This window comes from Geobacillus sp. (assembly GCF_017515625.1).
GTDB classification, from domain to species: Bacteria; Bacillota; Bacilli; order Bacillales; family Anoxybacillaceae; genus Geobacillus; species Geobacillus stearothermophilus.
Genome location: NZ_JAFWFM010000177.1, coordinates 1 through 23,561, shown reverse-complemented (window position 1 = coordinate 23,561; position 23,561 = coordinate 1). Strand labels below are relative to the sequence as shown.

The following is a 23,561-nucleotide window of genomic DNA, read 5'->3' as shown; positions in this document are numbered from 1 at the left end:
CGCCATCGGAGAAGCGGGCTAACTTTTCGCCTGGATTGCCGCTCGTCCCTTTTTCAATGGAGGTGACGGTCGAGCGCATAATTTGCCCATTTTGCACCACAATCGGCTTTTTCGTATCCATGTCGGAAATGACATGGCCGAGCGCACCGTATGTTTTCGATTTTGGGTCATAGAACGTCATCGTCCCGATGCCGGCGGCGGAATCACGGATATACAAGCCGATGCGGTACACGTCGTCATGCTTGTCTTTCAGCGGAACGAGCTTCGCTGTGACGGAGTGCTGATCGCGCAGAATGGTGAGATGAAGCGGTTTTCCGGTTTTGCCGGCTTCCTCAATGAAAGGGGAGAGATCGCTCATGTTTTCAATTTTTTGCCCGTTAATGGCGGTGATCACGTCTCCGATTTGGATGCCGGCCGCCTCCCCCGGGGACTTCTTTCCGTTTTCTGTTTCGACTAAGTGGTAGCCGACCACAAGCACCCCAACCGTATTGAGTTTGACGCCGATCGATTGCCCGCCGGGGATGACTTTCAGCGTCGGTAGCACGTTGACATCCACTTGTTTAATCGGCATTCCGGCGACCTGCAAAACCAACGTTTCTTCTCCGCGCTGTTTCGCCTTTACAGACCACGAACCGTTTTTTTGCTCAACATTGAGCGTTTCGGGAGCGTTTCGGTCATGGACGGCCGCTTGCACCGGAAGGGCTGACGCCCGAAATTCGACCGTATCGCCTTCAAACAGCACAAGCTGCTTTGGAATTTGCCAATATTCTTTCATCGGTTTGGTAAAACCGATCGCCATCAGCATGCCTAGGAGAAGCACTCCTGCTATGTTTCGGGCCATTTCTTTCTTCAATGTCGTTCACTCTCCTCGCTCCCGCCTACACCATACAAAAACGGTTACAGTTTTAATTTTGCCTGAACAGGGGAAAATATAATCGCAACGCTTATAAAAAAAGCTGCCCGGATTGGATGGACTTTCATCCGGGCAGCCCATTGCCTCGCAGCGGGGGCAACGGCCCGACGGGGGGGGGCGGACAGCAAGGCTATCGCTTCATTTTCGCCGCCAGCTCGAGCAGCTCTTTGGCATGCTGCTTCGTCAGTTCGGTCATCTCCACGCCGGAAATCATCCGTCCGATTTCCTTCACCTTCTCCTCCTCATCGAGCTTTTTCACGGCCGTTTTGGTCCGCGTTCCGTCCGTTTCCTTCACGATCAACAGATGCGTGTCCGCCATGGCGGCGACTTGCGGCAGGTGGGAAATGCAAAGCACTTGCGACTGGCTGGCGATGCGGTAAATTTTTTCGGCGATCGCCTGGGCGACCCGGCCGCTGACGCCGGTGTCGACTTCATCAAAAATAATTGATGTCACACCTTGGTGTTTCGAAAAAATCGTCTTCAATGCGAGCATAATGCGCGACAGCTCGCCGCCTGAAGCAGTTTTGGCAAGCGGCTTCAGCGGCTCGCCGACGTTCGTCGACAGGTAAAATTCGACAACATCGATGCCGTCTTCCGCAAATTTGACCGGCACGCCGTCGACCAGTGGGGCGTCGAGCGGGCCTTCGCGTTTGGCGAAGACGATGTCAAACTGCGTTTTTTCCATGTACAAATCTTTCAATTCTTGCTGAATGCGCTCAATCAGCTGCCGGGCGTACGCCTGGCGGATGCTGGTCACCTTTTTCGCCTCGGCAAGCAATTTGCCGGTCACGTCGGCAAGCTGCCGCTCGAGGTCGTGCACATGCATGTCGCGGTTTTCAATCGTCTCGATTTCTTCGGCGATCGCTTCGGCATACTGCAAAATATCGGCGATCGTCGCTCCGTACTTCCGTTTTAATTGCTGGATTTCCGCGAGGCGGCTTTCAATGGCGTCAAGCCGCATCGGGTCGTATTCAAGCTCCTCAAGTTGGTCGCGCAGCCTATACATGACTTCCTCGAGCAAATAGTAGCTGTTGGCCACCATTTCATGCGCCTCTTTAAGTTCCGCGTCCATCGCGGCGACGTCCTCGAGATGGCCCATCGCCTGGCCGACCGAATCCAAGCCGCGTCCTTCGCCGGCGAGCGCTTCGTAGCTATGCTGAATGGCTTGATAAATTTTTTGAAAATTCAAAATCCTAACTTTTTCTTCCATCAGCCGCTCGTCTTCGCCAATCTCGAGCCCGGCTTGTTCGATTTCGCGCAGCTGAAACGTCAGCAAATCGAGCCGATGCGCCATTTGCTGCTCATTTTCACTCAGCTTTTTCAACTTTTTTACCAACGCTTCACGCTCTTCATACAGAGCGCGATAACGCGCCAGCGCTGCCGCCGTTTCCGCACCGCCAAACTCATCGAGAAGCGGCAGATGGCGGGATGGATCCATCAGCTCTTGATGCTCATGCTGACCGTGAATATCGACGAGCGTCGAACCGATGTCGCGCAGCACGGCGGTGGTGACGAGCTTGCCGTTGATGCGGCAGATGCTTTTGCCGCTCGCCAAAATGTCGCGGCGGAGCACCACCATCCCATCGCTGACATCAACGCCAATGTCCGCACATTTTTGGCAGCATGGATGGCGGTCGTCATCAAGCAAAAACAGCCCTTCGATTTCGGCCTTCTCTGCGCCGAAACGGACGAACTCAGACGAACCGCGCCCGCCGATGAGCAAATGAATGGCGTCGATGATGATCGACTTGCCGGCCCCTGTTTCGCCCGTCAACACCGTCAGCCCTTTATCAAACGACAACGAGAGCGATTCGATAATCGCGAAATTTTTAATCGACAGTTCAGCGAGCATTCCATCCTCCCCTTGAACGCTGGAATGGCGCCTGCCTTGTCCAGGCTGCCTTAATGATAAAACACGTGTTCACATCCCAACAAAGGACCGTCCCCGTTTGTTCCTCTCTCTGACGCAGAGGAAAGTCGGGCCGGTCCTCGGTTAAAGCATGGACAGCAGCTGGTTCGACACTTTTTTGGCGTCTTTTGGCGTCCGGCAGATGATTAAACACGTATCGTCGCCGCAAATCGTACCGACGATTTCGTCCCAGTCCAAGTTATCGAGCAGAACGCCGATGGCGTGGGCGTTGCCCGGCAGCGTCCGCAGCACGAGCAAGTTTCCGGTTCCGTCAAGCTTAATGAACACGTCAACGAGCGCCCGCTTCAGTTTTTGCAGCGGGTTGAAGCGCTGATCGGACGGAAGGCTGTACTTATAGCGGCCGTTGGCCATCGGCACTTTGACAAGCTGCATCTCCTTAATGTCGCGCGAGACGGTCGCCTGTGTGACGTTGAAGCCGGCTTCCCTCAGCCGGTCGACCAGCTCGTCTTGCGTCTCGATGTCGTTGTTCATGATAATCTCGCGAATTTTAATATGCCTTTGCCCTTTGTTCAAATCGCGCCACCTCCTCGTTCCCTAAGATGCGCAGTCGCGGCTCCGTCCGGCTGGGGGCGGGACTTCTTTCCGACGGTTGCTTAGGCGCCGTTTTCTTCCCCCTCTTTAAGGCTGAGGCGGGCGTGCGCTTCGCTGACGACGTCTGCAATCGGCTTGGCGAGCCGGTTTTCGCCTTCCCGCTCTTCGCCGGAATAGACGGCATGAAGCAAAAACTCGATATTGCCGTCGCCGCCGGTGATCGGCGAGTACGACAAATGAAGAACATCGAACCGTTCCGCGCAGGCAAACTGAACGATCGACTCCAGCACGTCGCGATGAACGGCCGGATCGCGGACGATTCCTTTTTTGCCAACCTTTTCTTTCCCTGCTTCAAACTGCGGTTTGACAAGCGCAATAACATCGCCGCCTGGAACGATGACCGTCTTGACGACCGGCAAAATGAGCCGAAGTGAAATAAACGACACATCGATGACCGCCACTTCCGGCAGCCCTTTTGTAAACAAATCCGGCGTCGCGTAGCGGAAGTTCGTCCGCTCCATGACGACGACGCGCTCATCTTGACGCAGCTTCCAGGCGAGCTGGTTGTAGCCGACATCGACCGCATAGGACAGTTTCGCCCCATGCTGCAAGGCGCAATCGGTGAAGCCGCCGGTCGAGGCGCCGATATCGAGGACAATTTTTCCTTTAACGCTGATCTGAAATTCGCGCAACGCTTTTTCGAGCTTCAAGCCGCCGCGGCTGACGTACGGGAGCGGGTTGCCTTTCACTTCAAGCGGGATATCCGTTGGCACTTTCTCTCCGGGCTTGTCGAGCCGGATGTCGTTCGAGTAGACGAGGCCGGCCATGATCGCCCGCTTCGCTTTTTCACGCGTTTCCGCCAGCCCGCGTTCAACAAGCAGCACATCGAGCCGTTCTTTTTTCCCTTTCATCGTCTCAAGCCCTTTTCTGTTTTCTTGGCGCCATCGTTTTAATGCGGGCAACGATATGCGCGGCTGTCAGCCCAATTTCGCGCAGCAGCTCGCTGACGCTTCCGTGCTCAATAAACCGGTCAGGGATGCCCATCCGCTCGATCACCGCCTGATGGTAGCCGCGGTCATGGGCAAATTCAAGCACGGCGCTGCCAAAGCCGCCCTGCAGCACAGCTTCCTCGATCGTCAAAATCGGCAGGCGGCTTTCGAGCAGTTCAAGAAGCACCGCTTCGTCCATCGGCTTAATAAAGCGGGCGTTGACGACTTTGACCGAGACGCCTTCTTTCGCCAATTGGTCGGCAGCCTCAAGCGCCATGGAGATCGTTGTCCCAAACGTCAAGATCGCCGCATCGCGCCCATCGCGCAGCACTTCCCACGTGCCGATCGGAATCTCTTTCAGCTCCTCGTCAAGCGGAACGCCCAGGCCGTTTCCGCGCGGGAAACGCATGGCAATCGGCCCGTCATCGTAGCGGATAGCCGTATACACCATGTGCTGGCCTTCGTTTTCATCTTTTGGCATCATCAGCACCAAGTTCGGCACATGGCGCAAAAAGGCGATGTCAAACACCCCCTGGTGCGTTTCGCCGTCGGCGCCGACAAGCCCGGCGCGGTCAATGGCGAAAAAGACGTTTAAGTTTTGCCGGCATACGTCATGGACGACTTGGTCATACGCGCGCTGCAAAAACGTCGAATAAATGGCCAAAAAAGGTTTCATCCCTTGCGTCGCCAGCCCGGCCGCCAGCGTCGTCGCATGCTGTTCGGCAATGCCGACATCAAACATCCGATCCGGAAATTCGCTTGCAAACCCTTCCAACTTCGATCCGACCGGCATCGCCGGCGTAATGGCCACGATGCGCGGATCCGTGCGCGCGAGCCGGCGCACCGTTTCGCTGACAAGCGCGCTCCACGACGGCCCGGCTTCCTTCGTTTTCACAAACGCACCAGTTTCAATTTTGTACGGGCCGGTGCCGTGCCACGTTCCCACTTTGTCGTTTTCCGCCGGACTGTAGCCTTTCCCTTTTTTCGTGATCACATGCACGAGCACCGGACCTTTCATTTTCTTCGCATAACGCAAATTTTCAAACAGATCCTCAAAATCATGACCGTCCACCGGTCCTAAATACGTAAACCCGAGCTCTTCGAAAAACACGCCGGAAACGAGCAAGTATTTTAAACTGTCTTTCAAACGTTCGGCCGTGGCCGCCAGCTTGCCGCCGACCGCCGGGATGCGCTTGAGCAACAATTCAAGCTCATCTTTCACCCACTGATATTTGCCGGCTGTTCGCAACCGTCCGAGGATGTTGTGCAGCGCCCCGACGTTCGGGGCGATCGACATTTCGTTGTCATTTAAAATGACAATCATATCCGTTTTTTCATGGCCGATATGGTTGAGCGCCTCGAGCGCCATGCCGCCGGTGAGCGCCCCGTCGCCGATGATCGGCACGATGTATTCATCCGTCCCTTTTAAATCGCGGGCGATCGCCATGCCCATCGCTGCCGACAGCGACGTTGAGCTATGGCCTGTTTCCCAGACATCGTGCTCGCTTTCGCTCCGCTTCGGGAAGCCGGACAACCCCTTGTACTGGCGGAGCGTGTCGAACTCAGCAGCGCGCCCCGTCAAAATTTTATGCACATACGCTTGATGCCCGACATCCCAAATGAGTTTGTCTTTCGGGCTGTCAAACTCCCGGTGCAGGGCGATCGTCAGCTCGACGACCCCTAAATTTGGGCCGATGTGTCCTCCCGTTTTGGACAGCTTTTCAATTAAAAACCGCCGAATCTCGGCGCTTAACTGTTTCAGTTCCGGAATGGACATCGTTTTTAACACGCGCGGATGTTCAATTTTCGTCAAATCCAAATGAGATCACTCGCTTTCATTCGGTCATTCTCCGAGCCGATTCCCTAGAATACAGGTAGTATTATTATACATGATTCGCCGCGAAAAATCGACTTTTTCCGCCAACGCCGGCCTTGGCGCCACTGTATGGCCGCGGCGCGAAGATGAAAGACCTATCATGGGGCGGAAGCAAAAAAGCAACACAGCCGCCCTTGCTCCGAAGCAAGGGCGGCCGTTCCGCTTTTAATGGTCGCGGGCGGCGACCAGTTCGCAAATATAGGCGAGCGCGGCGCCGTCAACGTCGGCGTTCCGTAAATGGCGCTGCGCCGCCTCGATATGGAACGCCAACTTTTCCTTCGCGCCGGCAAGCGACAGCAACGCTGGATACGTCGCTTTGTTGTTGCTTTGGTCGCTGCCGACCGGCTTGCCGATTTTTTCTTCTGCCCCTTCAATATCGAGAATATCATCGCGAATTTGAAAGGCAAGGCCTAGATGGGCGGCAAATTCGTCAAGCTCCCGCGTTTGCCGGGCATCAGCGCCGCCGATCAAGGCGCCGGCGTGCACGCTGTATTGCAGCATTTTCCCGGTTTTATGCCGATGGATGTATTCGAGCTCCGAAAGCGTCAGCGTTTTCCCCTCTCCTTCCATATCGGCTACCTGACCGGCGACCATCCCTTCCGGACCGGCCGCTTTCGCCAGCCGTTCGATGAGCCGAAGCCGGACGGAAGGAGGGATGCGCTCATCGTCGATTTCGGCGATCAATTGAAACGCGTACGTCAACAACCCGTCCCCCGCCAAGATGGCCATCGCCTCGCCGAACACTTTATGGTTCGTCGGCTTGCCGCGCCGCAAATCATCGTTGTCCATGCTCGGCAAATCATCATGGATCAAAGAGTACGTATGGATCATTTCAATCGCGCAGGCGACGGGCAATCCGACCGCCGGGTCTTTGCCGAGCGCCCGAACGGTGGACAGAAGCAGCAACGGACGGATTCGTTTGCCGCCGGCCTCCAATGAGTACATCATCGCCTTTTTCAGCTTCGCCGGCCCTTCTAAGCGCTCTATATAACGGGAGAGCGCTGTTTCCACCGCCTGTTTTTGCTCGTTGAGAAACTGTTCAACTGAAAGCTGCGCCACCGCTTACTCCTCCTCCGGCGAAAAAGGCACGAGCTGACCGTCTTCGCGCAACATATACTCGAGCTGTTTTTCGACGTGCTGCAGTTTATCATGGCAAAGTTTCGACAGCTTCATGCCTTCTTGAAAAAAGACGATCGCCTCTTCAAGCGGCACATTGCCTTCCTCGAGCCGTTCGACGATTTCCTCAAGCTTTTTCATCGCTTCTTCAAACGTCAGCTCTTTTTCTTCGCTCATATTGTTTTCTCCTCCACTCCCGTCACTTGACAATCGACTTGTCCGTCTTGAATCCGGATGGACAGGCGCTCGCCGACCTGAAGCTGGCCGATTCGTTTGACAAGCTCGCGCCGCTCATTGTACACCAAACTGTAGCCGCGCTCCATGATGCGGAGCGGACTGAGCGCCTCAAGCCGCGCGACATGGGAACGAAAGCGGAGCGCATGGCGCTCTAAGGCGGTGCGCATCGCTTTTTCAAGCGCGCCGGCAGCCGCTTTTTGCCGCTCCTTCGTCCGCTCAAGCTCGGCCGCCGGGTGATGGCGCCATGGCCGCAGGCGCAGCTCACGCCATTGTTGGCGCTTCTTGTCGAGCAACCGTTCGCGCTGGCGGGCGAGCCGGTCGAGCAACACGTCAAGCTGCTGCTCTTTTTGTTCGTACAGCCGCCTTGGATAGCGGAAAGCGTACGATGCTTGAAGCCGCCGCAACCGTTCCTGGCTGGCAGCGAGCTGTTCTTTCATGGCGCGGATCATCCGCCATTTCCGCTCGGCGAGCCGCTCAGTCAGCTCCCCGACGTGCGGCGCAGCCAGCTCTGCTGCCGCCGTCGGTGTCGGCGCCCGCAAATCGGCGACAAAATCGGCGATCGTAAAATCGGTCTCATGGCCGACGGCGGAAATGACCGGCACGCGCGAAGCAAAGATGGCGCGGGCGACGATTTCTTCGTTAAACGCCCACAATTCTTCAATCGAACCGCCGCCGCGGCCGACAATGAGCACGTCAACCCCGCCGAACTCATTTGCCCGCTCGATGGCGCGCACGATTGACAGCGCCGCCCCGTCGCCTTGGACGAGCGCCGGAAACAAAATGATTTTCGCAAGCGGATAGCGGCGGCGGATCGTCGTCATAATGTCGCGCACCGCCGCTCCGGTCGGCGATGTAACAACGCCGATGCAGCGCGGAAACGCCGGAAGCGGCTTTTTATGGACGGGAGAAAACAGCCCCTCCGCCTCGAGCCGCTGCTTCAGCTGCTCATACGCCAAATACAGGCGACCGATGCCTTCCGGCTGCATTTCTTTTACATATAGCTGGTAGTTCCCATTCGGCTCATAGACGGAAATTTCCCCACGCACAAGCACGTTCATCCCATCTTCGGGACGGAACGGCAAATGTTGATTGTAGCCGGCAAACATGACCGCGGCAATGCGCGCCTGGCTGTCTTTTAAGGTAAAATACATATGGCCGCGCGAATGCTGCTTAAAGTTGGAAATTTCACCTTTCACCCATAAATCGCGCAAATGCGGGTCGACGTCAAATTTGCGCTTAATGTATTTCGTCAGCGCCCCGACGGTGACGTATTTCACTTCCATCGAAACCGCCTCACTTCACGGCGAGCTGCCGGGCCGCTTCGATCGTGTTGTGCAACAGCATCGTAATCGTCATCGGACCGACCCCTTTTGGCACCGGCGTGATATAGCCCGCCACTTCTTTGACGGCGTCAAAATCAACATCGCCGCACAGTTTACCGCTCTCCAAACGGTTGACGCCGACATCAATGACGACAGCTCCCGGTTTGACGTGGTCCGGACCGATGAGACGCGCCTTGCCAACCGCGACGATCAAAATGTCAGCCTGCCGCGTGACGGCCGGCAAATCAGGCGTTTTCGAATGGGCGTAGGTGACGGTCGCATGCTCGCGCAAAAACAGCTGGCCGACCGGTTTGCCGACGATGTTGCTCCGGCCGACGACGACGACATGCTTCCCGGCAATGTCGATGCCGGCAGATTTGACCATCACGAGAACGCCATGCGGAGTGCACGGAAGAAACGCCGGCTGGCCGATCATCATTTTCCCGACGTTGATCGGGTGGAAGCCATCGACATCTTTTTCCGGGGCGATCGTTTCAATGACCGACCATTCGCGGATATGCTCCGGCAACGGCAGCTGCACTAAAATGCCGTGCACCGCCGGATCGCCGTTCAGTTCGCGGATTTTCGCCAACAGCTCCTCTTCGCTGATGGACGCCGGAAATGTGTAAAGAAATGAACGAATGCCCACTTCAGCGCACGCTTTTTGCTTCCCTTTCACATACGAATGCGACGCCGGATCGTCGCCGACAAGAATGACGGCCAGCCCCGGCTCAACGCCGCTTTCCTTCAACTTCGCTGTTTCTTCCGCCAACCCGGCGCGAATCGTTGCGGCCATTTCTGCTCCGCTGATGATTTGTGCTGTCATCGTATCTCGTTCCCCTCTCCTTGTTCGTCCATCCATATCGGTTTGCCTGACTTGACGCCGAAAGCTTGCGCAGCCGGCGGCCTGTCCTATTTTTGCAGCGCCGCCTTCACTTTCGAAAGCACGCCGTTGACAAAACTCCCGGATTTCCAATCGCCGAATTTTTTCGCCAGCTCGACCGCTTCATCGAGGCTGACGCTCACCGGCACATCGTCGACATACTTCATCTCATACGTCGCCATGCGCAAGATGGCGCGGTCCACATTGGCCACCCGCTCAAGCGTCCACTTTTCCAAATTGGCACGCAACAGCTCGTCAATTTCCTCCTGGTGCTCGACGACGCCTAGTACAAGCTGGCGCAAAAATGGATCCGCTTCGCTGCTTCCTGCCACATTGGCCAGCGCCTCCTCCGGCGGAATGTGCCCGACGTCGATTTGAAACAGCGCCTGCAGCGCTTTTTCCCGCGCTTCATGCCGCTTCATTGCCTTCCCCCTCTCTAAATACGAACATTTATATTAAAATCTTATCATATTTTTCGGAAAAAGCCAGACCCTTCCCGTCGCCCGTCTTGCTGCCGATTTTACACCGCCGGCTCCGCTGTTGGCCTCGTTCATTACAATAACAGACTTTGACGAAAAAAACAAAAGGCGGCTGCTCCGAAAGCAGCTGCCTTCTGTTTTTGTCACCGTTGTTCGACGGCGTCGTGCTCCTGTTTTCCGCTTTCAAACTGAATGCCGACGATGTGCACGTTTACTTCGCTCGTTTCCAAGCCGGTCATGTTCCAAAGCGCCTGGCGCACGTTTTCCTGCACCTTTTTCGCCACGTTCGGGATCGACGCGCCGAACTGGACGAAGCAATAAAGGTCAATGACAACCCCGTCATCGCGCAAATCGACTTTGACGCCTTTGCCGTGATGCTTTTTGCCGAACCGCTCGGCAACACCAGCGGCGAAATTACCGCGCATTTGCGCAACGCCATCGACTTCGCTGGCCGCGATGCCGGCGATCACCTCGATCACTTCCGGTGCAATTTCGACTTTGCCAAGCCCGGTGTACTCCTGTTCGGAGTTAAACATATGTTCAGACATGGGGCACCTCCTATTCCGCCTTCATAATATCATATAACTCCAAAAACTTCGTATTAAACTCGCCGCTTTGGAATTTCTCATGCTCCATTAATTTTATGTGAAACGGGATCGTCGTATGAATGCCTTCAATGACAAACTCCGAAAGAGCCCGTCTCATGCGGGCGATCGCCTCCTCACGCGTCGGCGCGTGAACGATTAGTTTGGCGATCATCGAATCGTAATACGGCGGAATCGTATAGCCCGGGTAGGCGGCGGAATCGACGCGCACGCCCGGACCACCCGGCGGCAAATACATGGCGATTTTCCCCGGCGACGGCATAAAGTTTTTCGCTGGGTTTTCCGCATTGATGCGGCATTCGATCGCCCAACCGTTAAAGGAGACGTCCTCTTGGGTGAGCGACAGCTTTTCACCGGCAGCGACGCGGATCTGTTCTTTTACTAAATCGACACCGGTAATGAGCTCGGTGACCGGGTGCTCCACCTGAATGCGCGTATTCATTTCCATGAAATAAAACTGTTTGTTCCGGTGGTCATAAATAAATTTGACCGTGCCGGCGCCCATGTAGTTGACCGCCTTGGCCGCCTTGACCGCCGCCTCGCCCATCCTCCGGCGCATGTCGTCGTCAAGGGCCGGCGACGGCGCTTCTTCGACAAGCTTTTGCAGCCGGCGCTGGATCGAGCAGTCGCGCTCTCCTAAATGAATGGTGTTGCCATATGAATCGGCGAGCACTTGAATTTCGACATGGCGGAAATCTTCGATATACTTTTCAATATAAACGCCAGGGTTGCCGAACGCCGTCGCCGCTTCTTGCTGGGTGATGTTGATGCCTTTGACGAGCTCTTCTTCGTTGCGGGCGACGCGAATTCCTTTCCCACCGCCGCCGGCCGTCGCTTTGATGATGACCGGGTAACCGATTTCAGCGGCGATCGCCCGCGCCTCCTCAAGACTTTCAATAACGCCGCGCGAGCCCGGCACAATCGGCACACCCGCTTCCCTCATCGTCTCGCGGGCGATGTCTTTAATCCCCATTTTGGCGATCGCTTCCGGGCTCGGGCCGATGAACGTGACATTGCATTCACGGCACAGCTCGGCAAACGCCTCGTTCTCCGCCAAAAAGCCATAGCCCGGGTGAATGGCGTCACAGCCGGTCAACGTGGCAACGCTCATGATGTTGGTGAAATTCAAATAGCTGTCTTTCGAGGCGGTCGGCCCGATGCAGTACGCCTCATCCGCCAGCTGCACATGCAAGGCGTCGCGGTCAGCCTGCGAAAAGACGGCGACCGTCTCAATGCCGAGCTCCCGGCAGGCGCGAATAATGCGGACGGCGATTTCCCCGCGGTTCGCCACCAACACTTTTTTGATCATCGTCCGTTCTCTCCCTTAGTCAGGCTTGACCAAAAACAACGGCTGGCCGTATTCGACGAGCTGGCCGTTTTGCACGAGCACCTCGACAATTTCGCCATCGACTTCCGCTTCAATTTCATTAAACAGCTTCATCGCCTCGATGATGCAAACAACCGTATCTTTTTTCACTTTGTCGCCCGGCTTCACATACGGCGGCTTGTCCGGCGCCGGCGCTGCGTAGAACGTGCCGACCATCGGCGATGTAATTTGATGCAAGTTGCCTTCCGCAGCCGGCTTTGCTTCTTTGGCCGCCGTCGGTTCCGTTTCCGGCGCCTGCTTCACTTCCGAAGCCGCCACTTGGACAGGCGCAAGCGCCGGGGCCGCCGTCGGTTCGACCGCTGCCACTGCCTGTGCGGGCGCCGCCGGTGCGGCTGCCGGTGCAACGGCGACAGCAACCGCTTTTTTCATATGTACTTTCGTTTCTCCTTGCTCATATACAAATTCATCGATTGAGGATTGATCGACCAACCGAATCAATTCGCGGATTTCTTGAATTTTCATCGTTCTCACACCTTTCTCCAAGTGTCAGCCCGTCTTTCGCAGGCGGTGATCAAACGTATTCATAACGATTATACACACAACTGCAGGGCAAACGAAAGGTTTTTATGCAAAAAAAACTGCTCTGGCAAAGAGCAGCGCGTTCATCCGGCCGGCTGGAACTCGACGGTGACATATTGGGCATCCGGAATTTCTTTTTTCACCATATGAATGACTTCATTCGCCGATTTAGATGAGCTTTGTTTCGCTTTGATCGTCACGCGCACTTGGTTGTCATCGGCGCGCACGAGCACGTCTTCATACCCGCCTTTCGATTTGATGAGCGTCTCCAACGTTGCTTCTTTTTCGGACAATGCTTGCAATTTTTCAATTTTGTCGAGCGCTTCACTTTTTTCTTCCTCCGTCGCGTTCGCTGAAGCGACAATGGCGTTCAGCTCATCGCGCAGCCGGCTCCGTTCATCCTCAATTTTCATGCGCAGCGCTGTAAACAAATCATCGCCTGCGGTTGACGGCTCCTCTTTCGCTCCAGTCTCTTCCACCGCTACGCTTGGTTGTTTGGCCGGCTTTTCTGTTTTCTCATTCGCGGTGAGCGCCGGGCTGTTGCCCATCTCTTTCGGCGCCGTGACATAATACACCGACAGTACGACTACTAAGCTTAGCATCGTCAACAGCCATACCGTTTGTTTTTTCAACATGGCGATCTCCTCTCCCCTTACTTGAGTCATTTTTTCGGCAAGACCGCGACGCGGTAGCTCGGAACGTTTAACACGCGCGTCACCGCCTCGACGATCCATTTTTTAATTTGCAAGTTGTCGGCCCCTTTGGCGACGACAAGCACACCGCGAATATCCGGCTTTTTCGTGGCGACAACAAGCGGCGTTTCCTCGTCGCCATTGCGGATGATGATCACTTCTTCGTTTGTCGACTGATTTTCAATCGTCCGTTTTCCGCCTTCCTTGTCGCTTTCTTCGGTCGTTTGCTGCTGGGTCGAGCGTTTTTTCTCAAACAGCTTCAGCTCGGTTGAGTCAAGGTTGACGACAACGGTGACATCCTCAACCCCTTCAATTGCTTCGAGGGCGGCTTTCAACTCCTTCTCGTACCGTTCCTCATAGGCGGCGATCACTTTATCCTTTGTCTCCTTGCTCGACAAAAACGCCGGCTCGGACGGGGATTCCGGCTGATTGGCGGAAGGCTTGGCTTCGGCATCGTCTGCGCTACCTGCAAAGTGACTCGCCGCCATGAGCGCCACACCGGCCAGCAGCAGGACAACGACATATGAGAACGGCATGTGTTTTCGCGCCCCTTCCCCGTTCCCGTCTTTGGGCGGGGAAGAAAGAAATCGTTTGAAAAACGAGAGCATCCCCCCTATTCCCTCCCTCTAAATTGCACGGCAATTTTATTTTCATCGACTTCCCATTTGCCGGCGAGAAAGGCGCGCACCTCTTCAGCCAGCGAGGCATCGCTCTCGGGCAAAGCCGGCGGCTTTATTGTATCGATGACAACCGGCTCCACCGCGCTGGAAGGGCGTTGTTTCAAAAGCGCCACTTCAATCGTCTTGATGTCCTCTGGCATGCGCCAATTTTCGTTGTGATCGGCGTAAACTTTGACATCAGCCTTCAATCCATACTTTTCCATCAACTCCCCGTTTACGTCGTTTTCGAGCTGGACAGCCATTTGTTCTAAAATATATGCGCGTTGTGAAGCTTGTATTTCTTTTTTCTGTTGTTCCATTTGATTTTTTATCTCCTCTTCCCCCTTGAAGCCTTCGGAAAAACGGGCAAGTGCTGAAGCGACAAGCTGATCCGGATCCGCCGAAGCCATCCGGAGCACCGGCGTCAACATAATTAGGAGAAGCAAAAGTCCGACGACCATTTTGACATATTTTTGCATCGTCCCGGACGGCAGCAAAAAATCGATGATGATGGCAAACAACAAAAACAAAATGATGTTCGTCACCCATTCAATCACAAGCTGCATAACGTTCCTCCTAGCGGACCATCATCGTAATATTCCCTGCCATAACCATGACGGTGAGGCTGAAGAAAAACATGAGCGAGACGATCAAAAGCGCCGCGAGCACATAGGCGATGCTTTTGCCGATAATGTTGAGGCAAGACAGCACCGGACTGCCGCCAAGCGGCTGCAACAGCGCGGCTGATAGTTTGTAGATGATGACGATGGCGAAAATTTTCACCGCCGGAAAGATGGCAATCATCAACAACACAGCCACCCCGACCAATCCGACCGCATTTTTGAGCAGCATCGAAGCGGCAACGACCGTATCGGCTGCATCAGTAAACAGCTTGCCGACGACCGGGATGAAGTTGCCGGTGACAAATTTCGCCGCCCGCAGCGCCACCCCGTCCGCCACCGCCGCTGTTGCCCCCCGCACCGACATAACGCCAAGGAAAACCGTCAAAATGAGGCCGAGCAAACCGAGGGCGGCCTTGTTCAACAAATCGGCAAGCTGGGTCGCCTTGTACCGGTCGCTGAGCGTGCTGACGACACTTAAAAGCGCCGCTAGCAACAGAAGCGGGAGCGTGACATATTCCACGACAACGCCGGTTGTGTTCATCAAAAACAAAATGATCGGATGGAAAAACGCCGCCGATACGACGCCGCCGGAGGAGGCGAGCAAGGCGAGCAAAAGCGGAACGAGGGCGATGATAAAATGGCTCATCGTCCGCACCGCCTCGAGCGCATAGCCGGTTGCGAGGCGGAAGCTGTTTAAGGCGAGCAATAACAGCACCATGTAGACGACGGCGTGGGCGATTTTGCTTACCTCCTGCTGGGCGAACGCGTTTTGCAGCGATTGCAGCACGGTGCTGAAGACAGCGAGCAAAATGAGCGTCCCAAGCAGCTTCCCGTTGACTTGCAGTTCATAAAATAAATAACGGGCGAGCGCTTTCAGCCACTCGACGGGCGACCATTGCCGGTCGCCGCTTAAAAAATCGGAGAGCGGCCCTTTTTCGCTTTCCGGCAAAAAGCCCCCATACTCATGGACGATCGTTTCCCAATAACGGCGGATGTCGCTGACATCCAAATGAGCGAGCTGCTCGCTGACGTACGGCCCATCGCTCGCAGCTTGTACGACGAACGGGCAAAAAAAGAGAGAGAGCAACCCCGCAATGAGGAACGCTGTCCGCTTCAATCCGTTCCCTCCTTATCGCGCCGCCGGAATGAGGCTGATGACCGCTTCAATGATGGCAGTCAAAATTGGGACGGCGAGCGCCAAAATGACGATTTTGCCGCCGAGCTCAATTTTGGCAGCGATCGCCCCTTGGCCGGCGTCTTTGGAAATTTGCGCGGCAAACTCGGCGATGTAGGCAATGCCGATAATTTTCAACATCATTTCCAAGTACACCATTTGAATGTGGGCGCCTTCCGCCATCTCCCGCAGCGTCAGCAAAATATTGCTGATTTGGTCAACAAGAAGTAAAAAAATGGTGCATCCGACAAAAACAGTCAATAAAAAGGAGAGGCTCGATTTTTGTTCTTGCAGCAGCACAACGAGGAACGTCGCCACCAACCCGAGGCCGACGATTTGCAAAATGTCCATGGCCTCTCCCCCTATCCGCGGAACAAAAAGACATCTTTAATTTTTTGAAACAAATCGCTTACAATCGAAGCGACCATAAACAAAATATAAATAAAGCCGAGCAGCGTCACCCACTGGGCGTATTCTTTCCTTCCCATCTGGTCGAGCACCGTATGCAAAAACGCGATGACGATGCCGACGCCGGCGATTTTTAAAATGATATCGACATCGATGCCCATTCGTCCTGCCTCCTGTCTACATGAGTAAAATGACGAGCAGCAGCCCGGCTAACACGCCTAAACTTTTCGCCATTTTGCCATAGCGCGCCTGATCGTCCAGCGCCTCCGCTTCCTCCCGCTCAAGATGGGCGAGCGCCAAGGCGATTTGCTGTTGCTGGGTGAGCCGGTCATACTGGCCGAGCGTGGCGCCAAACTGTTTCATTACTTCCCACTCTCCTTGTTTGAGCGCGGTCTTCCCCCATACAGCCCGCAAGCTTTTTTCCCATGCTTCGGCCACGCTCGTTTCACACGCATGCAACGCCGCCGCAAACTGGGCAAACAGCTCGCCAATCGGAGCGGCCGTCTGGCGGGCGATATGCTGAGATGCCTCGGCAAGCGGCGTATGTCCGTACATCACTTCCGCTTCGAACGCCCTGAGCGCCGCTTTCAGCTGGCGAAGCTGGCGCGGCCGTTCGTACAAGGCGCGGGCGGCTGCCATCCCCATCCAAGTGGAGGCGGCAAGAATCAACAAGGCGCCCAGCCACTTCATCGGCCCGCCACCGCCCGCTCGTACAGCACGGCGCCGTTGGCGTCAACAATGCGCCGGATGAAGCCGGGATGCGGGACGTTCGTCAACTCAATAAACCGTTCAAACACCCGTTGCTCCATGACCGGACGCAGCGTCGGCCGCTGCCAAACATCTCGAACGGTGCGCCCGTGCACGGTCGTCCATATCGAAACGCCGGCATTCGCCGCCTCCAGCACCGCTTCGCTGTCTTCCTCGCGCCCAATTTCATCCACAATCATGACATCCGGACTCATCGAGCGAATCATCATCATCATCCCTTCCGCTTTCGGACAAGCGTCCAACACATCAAGGCGTGGGCCGAACGAAAATTGCGGAATGCCTTTCACGCAGCCGGCGATTTCCGACCGCTCGTCAACGATCGCTACCTTTTGCGCCGGAATGCGCCCAGTTCCGCTGCTGATCAGGCGCGCCGCGTCGCGCAACAGCGTCGTTTTGCCGGTCTGCGGGGAACCGATGATCATCGTATGGCGCCAGCGCCCATCATACACATACGGAATCAGCGGATCGGCAATGCCGATTTGCTCTTTGGCAATGCGGATGTTAAAGGAGGCGACATCGCGGATGGCTTTCACCTTGCCCCCTTCTGTAACGACTTTGCCGGCGAGCCCGACGCGATGGCCGCCTTCAATCGTCATAAATCCACGCCTCAGCTCCTCTTCGACGGCATAAATCGAATAATGGCTCAACTTGTTGAGCAAGTACACGCCGTCCTCTTTCGTCACTTCATATGGCAGCAAGCGGGCCTTCCCATCGACGATCACTTCAAGCGGCCGGGAAATACGGATGCGGATTTCTTCGATGCTGCGCCCCCAGGAAGGCATCTGCTGCAGCACAGCGGCGATCGTTTTCGGCAAAATTCCCCATACCGCTTCCATGGCCCTCCCCCTTTTTGGTGGACTAGTCTATATGTATGGGCGGAAGATGCTGTTTATGCCTTACTTGTAAATGCCGAACAAAATGAGCGCCACCCCGAGCGCGATGAACGCGAGCCGAGAAAACGAAAGCTCATCCGCCAGCGAAAGCAGACCGATCGCCATCGTTACGATCAGCACAGTCGGGCCGACAGCAGCGAGCACGGCGTTAATGGCGAGCGCCTTTCTTACATCATTAAAGACCAACATCAGCAGCGCTGCACTCAGTTCAATAAGCGCCGACAACATTCGCATGCCCGCCATCGCCAAAACGGACGAATCGATCGATCGCAGCCAATGTTTCATGTGTCCCTCCTCAAATAGAGATGGATTAGTACAAACGTATGCGGGAACAAGCCGTTTCAGAAGAAGTTTTTGCCGGTGAAAACGGGGATGGACAACGAAGCAGGATGGGGCACCTTTGGCGCATAAAAACAGCACCGGCCCGGAACATTCCGGATCAGTGCTGCCCTTGTTCAGGTTCTTACGCCCGTGACACGTATGTGCCGTCAGCCGTATTGATGATGAGGGTGTCGCCTTCGTTGACGAAAAATGGCACTTGAACGACAAGGCCGGTTTCAAGCTTGGCCGGTTTCGAACCGCCGGAAGCGGTGTCGCCTTTAATGCCCGGCTCGGTTTCAACAACTTTCAGCTCAACGGTATTCGGCAGCTCGATGCCGATCGTTTCACCCTGGTACATCATGATGAACACTTCCATATTTTCTTTCAAAAACTTGAGCTCATATTCGATTTGCTTTGCCGGCAGCTCAATTTGCTCATATGTTTCCATGTCCATAAAGACGTGTTGATCGCCGTTGGCGTACAAATATTGCATTTTGCGCGTGTCAATTTGCGCCCGGTTCACTTTTTCGCCGGCGCGGAACGTCCGCTCTTGAATGGCGCCGGTGCGCAAATTTCGCAGTTTCGAACGGACAAACGCCGCACCCTTGCCCGGCTTGACGTGCTGAAACTCAAGGACGCGCCAAATCTCGCCGTCGACCTCGATGGTAAGTCCTGTGCGAAAATCGTTGACTGAAATCATTGCCCGAAATCCTCCTCACGCTATCCGTTATAAAATGATCAGTTCTTTCGGCGAATGAGTGAGCGCTTCGTTCCCATCGGCGGTAATGACCGCATCATCCTCAATGCGCACCCCGCCGAGCCCCGGGATGTAAATGCCGGGCTCGACCGTCACAACCATGCCCGGCTCCAGCACCGCATCGGAGCGGGCCGAAAGCGTCGGCCCTTCGTGAATTTCAAGGCCGATGCCGTGGCCGGTTGAATGTCCGAAATAATCGCCATACCCTTGTTCGCGAATATAATCGCGCGTCAGTGCGTCAGCCTCTTTGCCGGTCATGCCCGCTTTGATCCCGCGCATGCCGCGCCGCTGCGCTTCAAGGACAATGCCATAAATCGTTTGCAGCTCAGCGCTGACTTGGCCGACGGCGACCGTCCTTGTCAGGTCGGAACAATATCCCTTGTAGTAAGCCCCGAAATCAAGCGTGACGAGTTCGCCGCGCTCGATCGTTTTTTCGGACGCCACCCCGTGCGGCAGCGCCGAACGGTAGCCAGAAGCGACGATCGTATCGAAGGAGGACGAAGACGCCCCTTGTTTGCGCATAAAAAATTCAAGCTCATTCGCCACTTCAATTTCTTTGACGCCCGGACGAATGAACGACAAAATATGAGCAAATGCAGCATCGGCAATTTCCGCTGCTTCCTTTAATATCTTAATCTCTGCTTCCGACTTAATCAAGCGCAACTTTTCCACGACATGGGATGTCGGCGCAAGCTCGGCATCAATCGCCTCTTCATACGCCTTGTACGCCGCATACGTCACATGCTCCTGCTCAAAGCCGAGCGTTTTGATCCCGAGCCGCTTCACTTGTTTCGCGATTTCATCGACGATCGGTCCGCTGTGCTGGACGATTTCAAATCCTTCAACTTGCTTGGCCGCCTGCTCGACATAGCGAAAATCCGTAATAAAGACCGCCCCTTGGCGGCTGACAAGCGCAACGCCGGCGGTGCCAGTGAATCCGGTAATGTAGCGGCGGTTGCAGCCGTTTGTCACCAACAGCCCGTCAAGATGCTGCTCTTCAAGCAACGCTCGAAGCCTTTCCAGCTTTTCCATGTTTCATTCTCCTCTGCCCATGAATATTGTAATACAAAGGCGATGTGATACGTTGGCGGTTGCCGATGCGCGAGATCGGCTGCGCCTAAAAAATATGGAAACCTTCTTTATTTTACCATGATCGCAGCAGTTTCCGCCATATGCGCCTGCTTTGGCCGACAGCTTAGCTTCCTTCCTTGGCCGCCTGCGGTTCAGCGCTTGGCGACGGCCGGTTCATTTCCTGCGCCTCGAAAGAAACCGAATACCCGACAAACACGCCGTACAAAATGTACAAGCAGAGCGTTGTAATGACCGTATTCGTCTCTAAATCCGCAACCGGCTTCACGTTCGGAAACAGCGGATTGAGCAAATAAAACACCACTACCCAAAGCGCAGCGCCATACAACATTCCCGCCCACATGCCGCGGATGTTCCTTAGCAGTGCATAGTAAAGAAGCGCCGCCGCAATGGAAATGATGCCGATCAACACAATAGCCGCATAATTGCCGGCTTTGCCGTATTTCCAATCGCCGGCGACCCACGGGATGAGAACCATGTTCGGACTGATTTCGCTGAAGTTGAAAAAGTAAGCCAAATAGCCCATCAAGCTCCAAAACACCCCGCCGACAAATCCGGTGATAATCGTTTTTTGCACGAGCGTCATCGGCCGTTCCGTTTTTTCTTGCTCCAGTTTTCCTTTCTGTTCCGCCATCATGCTACACCTCCTTGTCTGTTAGTATGACCTGCAATTTGCCGCCCCATGAATCAAGCAAAAAAATGACCGCCTCTGTGTAAATAATGGATTTTTTGGAAATCATAACAGTAACATCAACCTAGAGGTTTCCGGACGTTTCTTGTAGAATAAAATAATAAACATAAAAAATAGGTTGGTGTTTGCCCGATGAAACAAGAGAAACCGTTATACGGCGGCCAGGCGGTTGTCGAAGGGGTCATGTTTGCCGGCAAAACGCATTCTGTCACCGCCATTCGCCGCACCGATGGAACGATCGAGTACTTTTCCGCACCGCGCCGCGCCAATCCGACGCTGGCCGCCTTCAAAAAAATCCCGTTTGTCCGCGGCATCGTCGCCATTATTGAAGCGAGCGCAACCGGGGCCAAACATTTGCAGTTTGCAAGCGAACGGTATGACGTCGCCCTAGGGGAAGAACAGACGGAGGCCGAAAGCAGTTCCAACCTGACGCTGATTCTCGGCGCCGCCGCGATCGGCGTGCTCTCGTTTTTGTTCGCCAAAACGGTGTTCACGCTCATCCCAGCGTTGCTCGCCGCCGCTTTCAAGCCGCTCATCCCGGGAAAAACGGGGCAAATTTTGCTTGAAGGGGCTTTTAAGCTTGCCTTATTGCTCGGCTACATTTACTTTATTTCCTTGACGCCGCTTGTAAAACGCGTCTTTCAATACCACGGGGCGGAACATAAAGTGATCAACGCCTATGAAGCGGGCTGGCCGCTCACTGTCGAACATGTCCAACGCGCCTCGCGCCTTCACTACCGGTGCGGCAGCAGCTTCATTTTATTTACCGTCATCGTCGGCTTGTTTCTGTATTTGTTCGTGCCGACCGATCCGCTTTGGCTGCGGATTGTGAACCGGCTCGCCTTAATTCCGGTCGTGCTCGGCGTTTCGTTTGAGGTGCTGCAGTTTACAAATAAATGGAGGGACATTCCGTTGCTGCGCTGGCTGGGCTATCCCGGTCTATGGCTGCAGCGGCTGACGACAAAAGAGCCGGACGACGACCAAGTGGAAGTGGCCATCGCTTCGTTCCAGCAGCTTCTTCGTTTAGAGGCGGAAGCGGAAGCGAAAAAAGCGGTGCAGTAATCGTAAAGGGGGTGGATTCATTGCGGCACAGGGCTGTTCACCCGCTCGCCGGACTTATGATTTTGCTTGGGACGCTTGGCATTGTGTATACCCTTTTTGCCCATCCGACGGTGCTGTTTCGCCAGCTGTTGTTTGTTGCGCTGTTTGCAGCCGCGATTTATCTCTTTTACCGTTTCGTCTACCAACGCCGCACTAGCAAAGAACGATTGTCGTATCTAAAAGCGGTGCGGCAGTCGAAAAAGCTTCATCCCCGCTCCGCGCACAAGCAGCCGAAGCCGGCGAAACTAAAACGGCCGTTGAAAAAGCGAACGGCGACTCCGCATTTGACCGTCATCGAGGGCAAAAAAGGCAAAAAAAAGAATCGGGCTTCCTTTTAGCTTGATTCTTTTTTGTTTTGGGCGCTCAAAACGCCCACCGCTGCAAAAACTGCCGCGCCCGCTCGCGCCCATAGTCAATGAGACGCCGGCGCGCTTCCAGGTCGATGGAAAAATCGGTCGCAAGAACGTTTTCCACCGGCAAAAAGATGATGTTTTTTTCATGGCGGCGCGAAATATAGCGGGCGTCATGCGCCTCTTTCATCGCCTCAAACAACGCTTCGTACAAATCAAGCGCGTTGGCAATGCGCCGTTTCGGCCGCTGGCCGGGCTTGGCGCTCAATTGAACGCCGAGCACCGGCCGTTTTTTCGTTTCTTTTTCTTCATCAAAGAGAAACAGCGGAAAGTTGCTGAGCACCCCGCCGTCAACGATGAGGGAGGTGCCGTCCCGTCCGTGAAGGCGGACCGGCTCGAAAAAGTACGGAATGCTCGTGCTCATCCGCACCGCCTTGGCGATCGAAAACGAGCCGGGGTCAATGCCGTATATCGCCAAATCATCCGGCAGCACGACGATGCGCCCGTTCGTCACATCGGAGGCAACGATATACAAACTGTCAGCTGGTACATCCCGAAACATACGCACTCCGCGGGCAGCGAGCGCCGATTCGATCCACTGTTCAAACACGTTTCCCTTATAAACTCCTAAATGCCAATATAGACGCACCCACTTCCAAACAGAAAACGGAACCCACGACGCCCGTTCATCCAAAAACTGCTCCAGCCTAAGCTCCTCGAACAACTGCGTCATCTCACGGGCGGTGTATCCAGCCGCCAGTAGCGCAGCAAGCAGCGCCCCGGCGCTCGTCCCGGCAAGCCGCTTCCAGCGCAGCCCTTTTTCTTCAATGGCCTCATACGCCCCCAGCAACGCAAACCCTTTCACTCCGCCGCCGGAAAAGACGAGATCAATGTCCATCGCCGCCTCCCCTTTCTCGCTGTTTATATATATGTAAGAGAAAGAAAAGGCGTTTAGTACGAAAAACAAAAAAGAGCAAGCAGTCGCTTACTCCCCTTGCTCATTGCGCTTTTGCACGTCGCGCAGCGCCTCAAGACGGCGTTCGTCCTCTTGAAAATATTGCACCAAATCGCCAATCCGGTCGATGGCGTTCCAACTCAAATGGTGTTCAATCCCTTCCACATCGCGGTAAATGTTTTCTTCGTTGACGCCAATGAGGCGAAGAAACTGCTCAAGCAGCTCATGGCGGTACACAAGCCGTTGGCCGATTTTTTTTCCTTTCGGCGTCAAGACCAGGCCGCGGTACTTTT

30 protein-coding genes are annotated in these 23,561 nt (G+C 55.0%); 3 read left to right on the top strand and 27 right to left on the bottom strand.

The genetic code is table 11. From position 1 onward, the window contains the following. The 5 genes from spoIVB to dxs form a co-directional block, all read right to left on the bottom strand. The coding region (gene spoIVB, locus IKE44_RS10470) for a SpoIVB peptidase (RefSeq protein WP_287465846.1) at positions 1-853 on the bottom strand (853 nt) is incomplete at its 3' end. 190 nt (positions 854-1,043) lie between these two features. Further along, the gene (gene recN / locus IKE44_RS10465; RefSeq protein ID WP_061567608.1) at positions 1,044-2,765 is read right to left on the bottom strand and encodes a DNA repair protein RecN; all 1,722 of its coding nucleotides are present in this window, start codon (positions 2,763-2,765) and stop codon (positions 1,044-1,046) included. 141 nt (positions 2,766-2,906) lie between these two features. After that, positions 2,907-3,356 carry a transcriptional regulator AhrC/ArgR gene (gene ahrC / locus IKE44_RS10460; protein WP_033016443.1) on the bottom strand — a complete coding sequence of 150 codons (450 nt, stop codon included), beginning with the start codon at positions 3,354-3,356 and terminating at the stop codon, positions 2,907-2,909. Positions 3,357-3,436: 80 nt separating this feature from the next. Continuing rightward, a complete protein-coding gene (locus IKE44_RS10455) occupies positions 3,437-4,285 on the bottom strand; it encodes a TlyA family RNA methyltransferase (protein ID WP_033009419.1) in 849 nt (282 codons plus the stop codon). A 4-nt stretch (positions 4,286-4,289) separates the two neighbouring features. Beyond that, positions 4,290-6,182 carry a 1-deoxy-D-xylulose-5-phosphate synthase gene (dxs, locus tag IKE44_RS10450; protein WP_049624620.1) on the bottom strand — a complete coding sequence of 631 codons (1,893 nt, stop codon included), beginning with the start codon at positions 6,180-6,182 and terminating at the stop codon, positions 4,290-4,292. 70 nt (positions 6,183-6,252) lie between these two features. Between dxs and IKE44_RS10445 the strand changes: the two genes are divergently transcribed. Further along, complete coding sequence (locus IKE44_RS10445) at positions 6,253-6,408, top strand: hypothetical protein (protein ID WP_155266802.1); 156 nt, start codon at positions 6,253-6,255, stop codon at positions 6,406-6,408. Here IKE44_RS10445 and IKE44_RS10440 read toward each other — a convergent pair. The 20 genes from IKE44_RS10440 to IKE44_RS10345 form a co-directional block, all read right to left on the bottom strand. Next, complete coding sequence (locus IKE44_RS10440) at positions 6,405-7,298, bottom strand: polyprenyl synthetase family protein (RefSeq protein WP_287465842.1); 894 nt, start codon at positions 7,296-7,298, stop codon at positions 6,405-6,407. The two genes, IKE44_RS10445 and IKE44_RS10440, sit on opposite strands and share 4 nt — an antisense overlap. A gap of 3 nt (positions 7,299-7,301) precedes the next feature. Beyond that, a complete protein-coding gene (locus tag IKE44_RS10435; RefSeq protein ID WP_033009414.1) occupies positions 7,302-7,532 on the bottom strand; it encodes an exodeoxyribonuclease VII small subunit in 231 nt (76 codons plus the stop codon). Next, a complete protein-coding gene (xseA, locus tag IKE44_RS10430) occupies positions 7,529-8,875 on the bottom strand; it encodes an exodeoxyribonuclease VII large subunit (protein WP_287465840.1) in 1,347 nt (448 codons plus the stop codon). Before xseA ends, IKE44_RS10435 begins: the two co-directional genes overlap by 4 nt. A gap of 10 nt (positions 8,876-8,885) precedes the next feature. Then, the gene (gene folD / locus IKE44_RS10425; RefSeq protein ID WP_287465839.1) at positions 8,886-9,740 is read right to left on the bottom strand and encodes a bifunctional methylenetetrahydrofolate dehydrogenase/methenyltetrahydrofolate cyclohydrolase FolD; all 855 of its coding nucleotides are present in this window, start codon (positions 9,738-9,740) and stop codon (positions 8,886-8,888) included. Positions 9,741-9,826: 86 nt separating this feature from the next. Continuing rightward, entirely contained in the window at positions 9,827-10,219 is a 393-nt protein-coding gene (gene nusB / locus IKE44_RS10420) for a transcription antitermination factor NusB (protein ID WP_033016434.1), read from the bottom strand. Between the two features lie 200 nt (positions 10,220-10,419). After that, positions 10,420-10,824, bottom strand: coding sequence for an Asp23/Gls24 family envelope stress response protein (locus IKE44_RS10415; protein WP_033016433.1), 405 nt, complete (start codon positions 10,822-10,824; stop codon positions 10,420-10,422). Between the two features lie 10 nt (positions 10,825-10,834). Further along, a complete protein-coding gene (accC, locus tag IKE44_RS10410) occupies positions 10,835-12,190 on the bottom strand; it encodes an acetyl-CoA carboxylase biotin carboxylase subunit (RefSeq protein WP_287465838.1) in 1,356 nt (451 codons plus the stop codon). Between the two features lie 15 nt (positions 12,191-12,205). Then, positions 12,206-12,730, bottom strand: a complete 525-nt coding sequence (gene accB / locus IKE44_RS10405; RefSeq protein ID WP_287465836.1) for an acetyl-CoA carboxylase biotin carboxyl carrier protein — start codon at positions 12,728-12,730, stop codon at positions 12,206-12,208. Between the two features lie 140 nt (positions 12,731-12,870). Beyond that, a complete protein-coding gene (locus tag IKE44_RS10400; protein ID WP_033016429.1) occupies positions 12,871-13,422 on the bottom strand; it encodes a SpoIIIAH-like family protein in 552 nt (183 codons plus the stop codon). A 26-nt stretch (positions 13,423-13,448) separates the two neighbouring features. Further along, positions 13,449-14,087, bottom strand: coding sequence for a stage III sporulation protein AG (gene spoIIIAG, locus IKE44_RS10395; protein WP_033009400.1), 639 nt, complete (start codon positions 14,085-14,087; stop codon positions 13,449-13,451). A 5-nt stretch (positions 14,088-14,092) separates the two neighbouring features. Beyond that, positions 14,093-14,704 carry a stage III sporulation protein AF gene (gene spoIIIAF, locus IKE44_RS10390; protein WP_033016427.1) on the bottom strand — a complete coding sequence of 204 codons (612 nt, stop codon included), beginning with the start codon at positions 14,702-14,704 and terminating at the stop codon, positions 14,093-14,095. Positions 14,705-14,714: 10 nt separating this feature from the next. After that, positions 14,715-15,878, bottom strand: a complete 1,164-nt coding sequence (gene spoIIIAE, locus IKE44_RS10385) for a stage III sporulation protein AE (protein WP_033016426.1) — start codon at positions 15,876-15,878, stop codon at positions 14,715-14,717. 12 nt (positions 15,879-15,890) lie between these two features. Then, positions 15,891-16,286 carry a stage III sporulation protein AD gene (spoIIIAD, locus tag IKE44_RS10380; RefSeq protein WP_049624625.1) on the bottom strand — a complete coding sequence of 132 codons (396 nt, stop codon included), beginning with the start codon at positions 16,284-16,286 and terminating at the stop codon, positions 15,891-15,893. Between the two features lie 11 nt (positions 16,287-16,297). Next, positions 16,298-16,504 carry a stage III sporulation protein AC gene (spoIIIAC, locus tag IKE44_RS10375; protein ID WP_020960538.1) on the bottom strand — a complete coding sequence of 69 codons (207 nt, stop codon included), beginning with the start codon at positions 16,502-16,504 and terminating at the stop codon, positions 16,298-16,300. 16 nt (positions 16,505-16,520) lie between these two features. After that, a complete protein-coding gene (gene spoIIIAB / locus IKE44_RS10370; protein ID WP_033009392.1) occupies positions 16,521-17,033 on the bottom strand; it encodes a stage III sporulation protein SpoIIIAB in 513 nt (170 codons plus the stop codon). Further along, a complete protein-coding gene (gene spoIIIAA, locus IKE44_RS10365; RefSeq protein WP_033016424.1) occupies positions 17,030-17,947 on the bottom strand; it encodes a stage III sporulation protein AA in 918 nt (305 codons plus the stop codon). The genes spoIIIAB and spoIIIAA overlap by 4 nt, the downstream gene beginning before the upstream one ends. Before the next feature lie 60 nt (positions 17,948-18,007). Continuing rightward, a complete protein-coding gene (locus tag IKE44_RS10360; RefSeq protein ID WP_033009388.1) occupies positions 18,008-18,289 on the bottom strand; it encodes a YqhV family protein in 282 nt (93 codons plus the stop codon). 178 nt (positions 18,290-18,467) lie between these two features. Then, positions 18,468-19,025 carry an elongation factor P gene (gene efp / locus IKE44_RS10355; RefSeq protein ID WP_033016423.1) on the bottom strand — a complete coding sequence of 186 codons (558 nt, stop codon included), beginning with the start codon at positions 19,023-19,025 and terminating at the stop codon, positions 18,468-18,470. Between the two features lie 27 nt (positions 19,026-19,052). After that, positions 19,053-20,114, bottom strand: coding sequence for a M24 family metallopeptidase (locus IKE44_RS10350; protein WP_033009385.1), 1,062 nt, complete (start codon positions 20,112-20,114; stop codon positions 19,053-19,055). Positions 20,115-20,277: 163 nt separating this feature from the next. After that, on the bottom strand, positions 20,278-20,808 hold the full coding sequence (locus IKE44_RS10345; protein WP_033016421.1) for a YqhR family membrane protein: 531 nt from the start codon (positions 20,806-20,808) through the stop codon (positions 20,278-20,280). Between the two features lie 186 nt (positions 20,809-20,994). On the opposite strand from IKE44_RS10345, the gene IKE44_RS10340 reads away from it, so the two are divergent. Together IKE44_RS10340 and IKE44_RS10335 are read left to right on the top strand one after the other, a co-directional pair. Next, entirely contained in the window at positions 20,995-21,924 is a 930-nt protein-coding gene (locus tag IKE44_RS10340) for a DUF1385 domain-containing protein (RefSeq protein ID WP_033016420.1), read from the top strand. Positions 21,925-21,944: 20 nt separating this feature from the next. Beyond that, on the top strand, positions 21,945-22,301 hold the full coding sequence (locus IKE44_RS10335) for an SA1362 family protein (RefSeq protein WP_049624626.1): 357 nt from the start codon (positions 21,945-21,947) through the stop codon (positions 22,299-22,301). A gap of 25 nt (positions 22,302-22,326) precedes the next feature. On the opposite strand, the gene IKE44_RS10330 is transcribed toward IKE44_RS10335, so the two are convergent. Both IKE44_RS10330 and mntR read right to left on the bottom strand, forming a co-directional pair. Further along, positions 22,327-23,211: a patatin-like phospholipase family protein gene (locus tag IKE44_RS10330; protein WP_049624627.1), complete on the bottom strand. Its 885-nt coding sequence runs from the start codon at positions 23,209-23,211 to the stop codon at positions 22,327-22,329. A gap of 87 nt (positions 23,212-23,298) precedes the next feature. Beyond that, positions 23,299-23,561 (bottom strand): transcriptional regulator MntR (gene mntR / locus IKE44_RS10325; protein WP_287465832.1); only part of this gene is annotated, 263 nt, incomplete at its 5' end.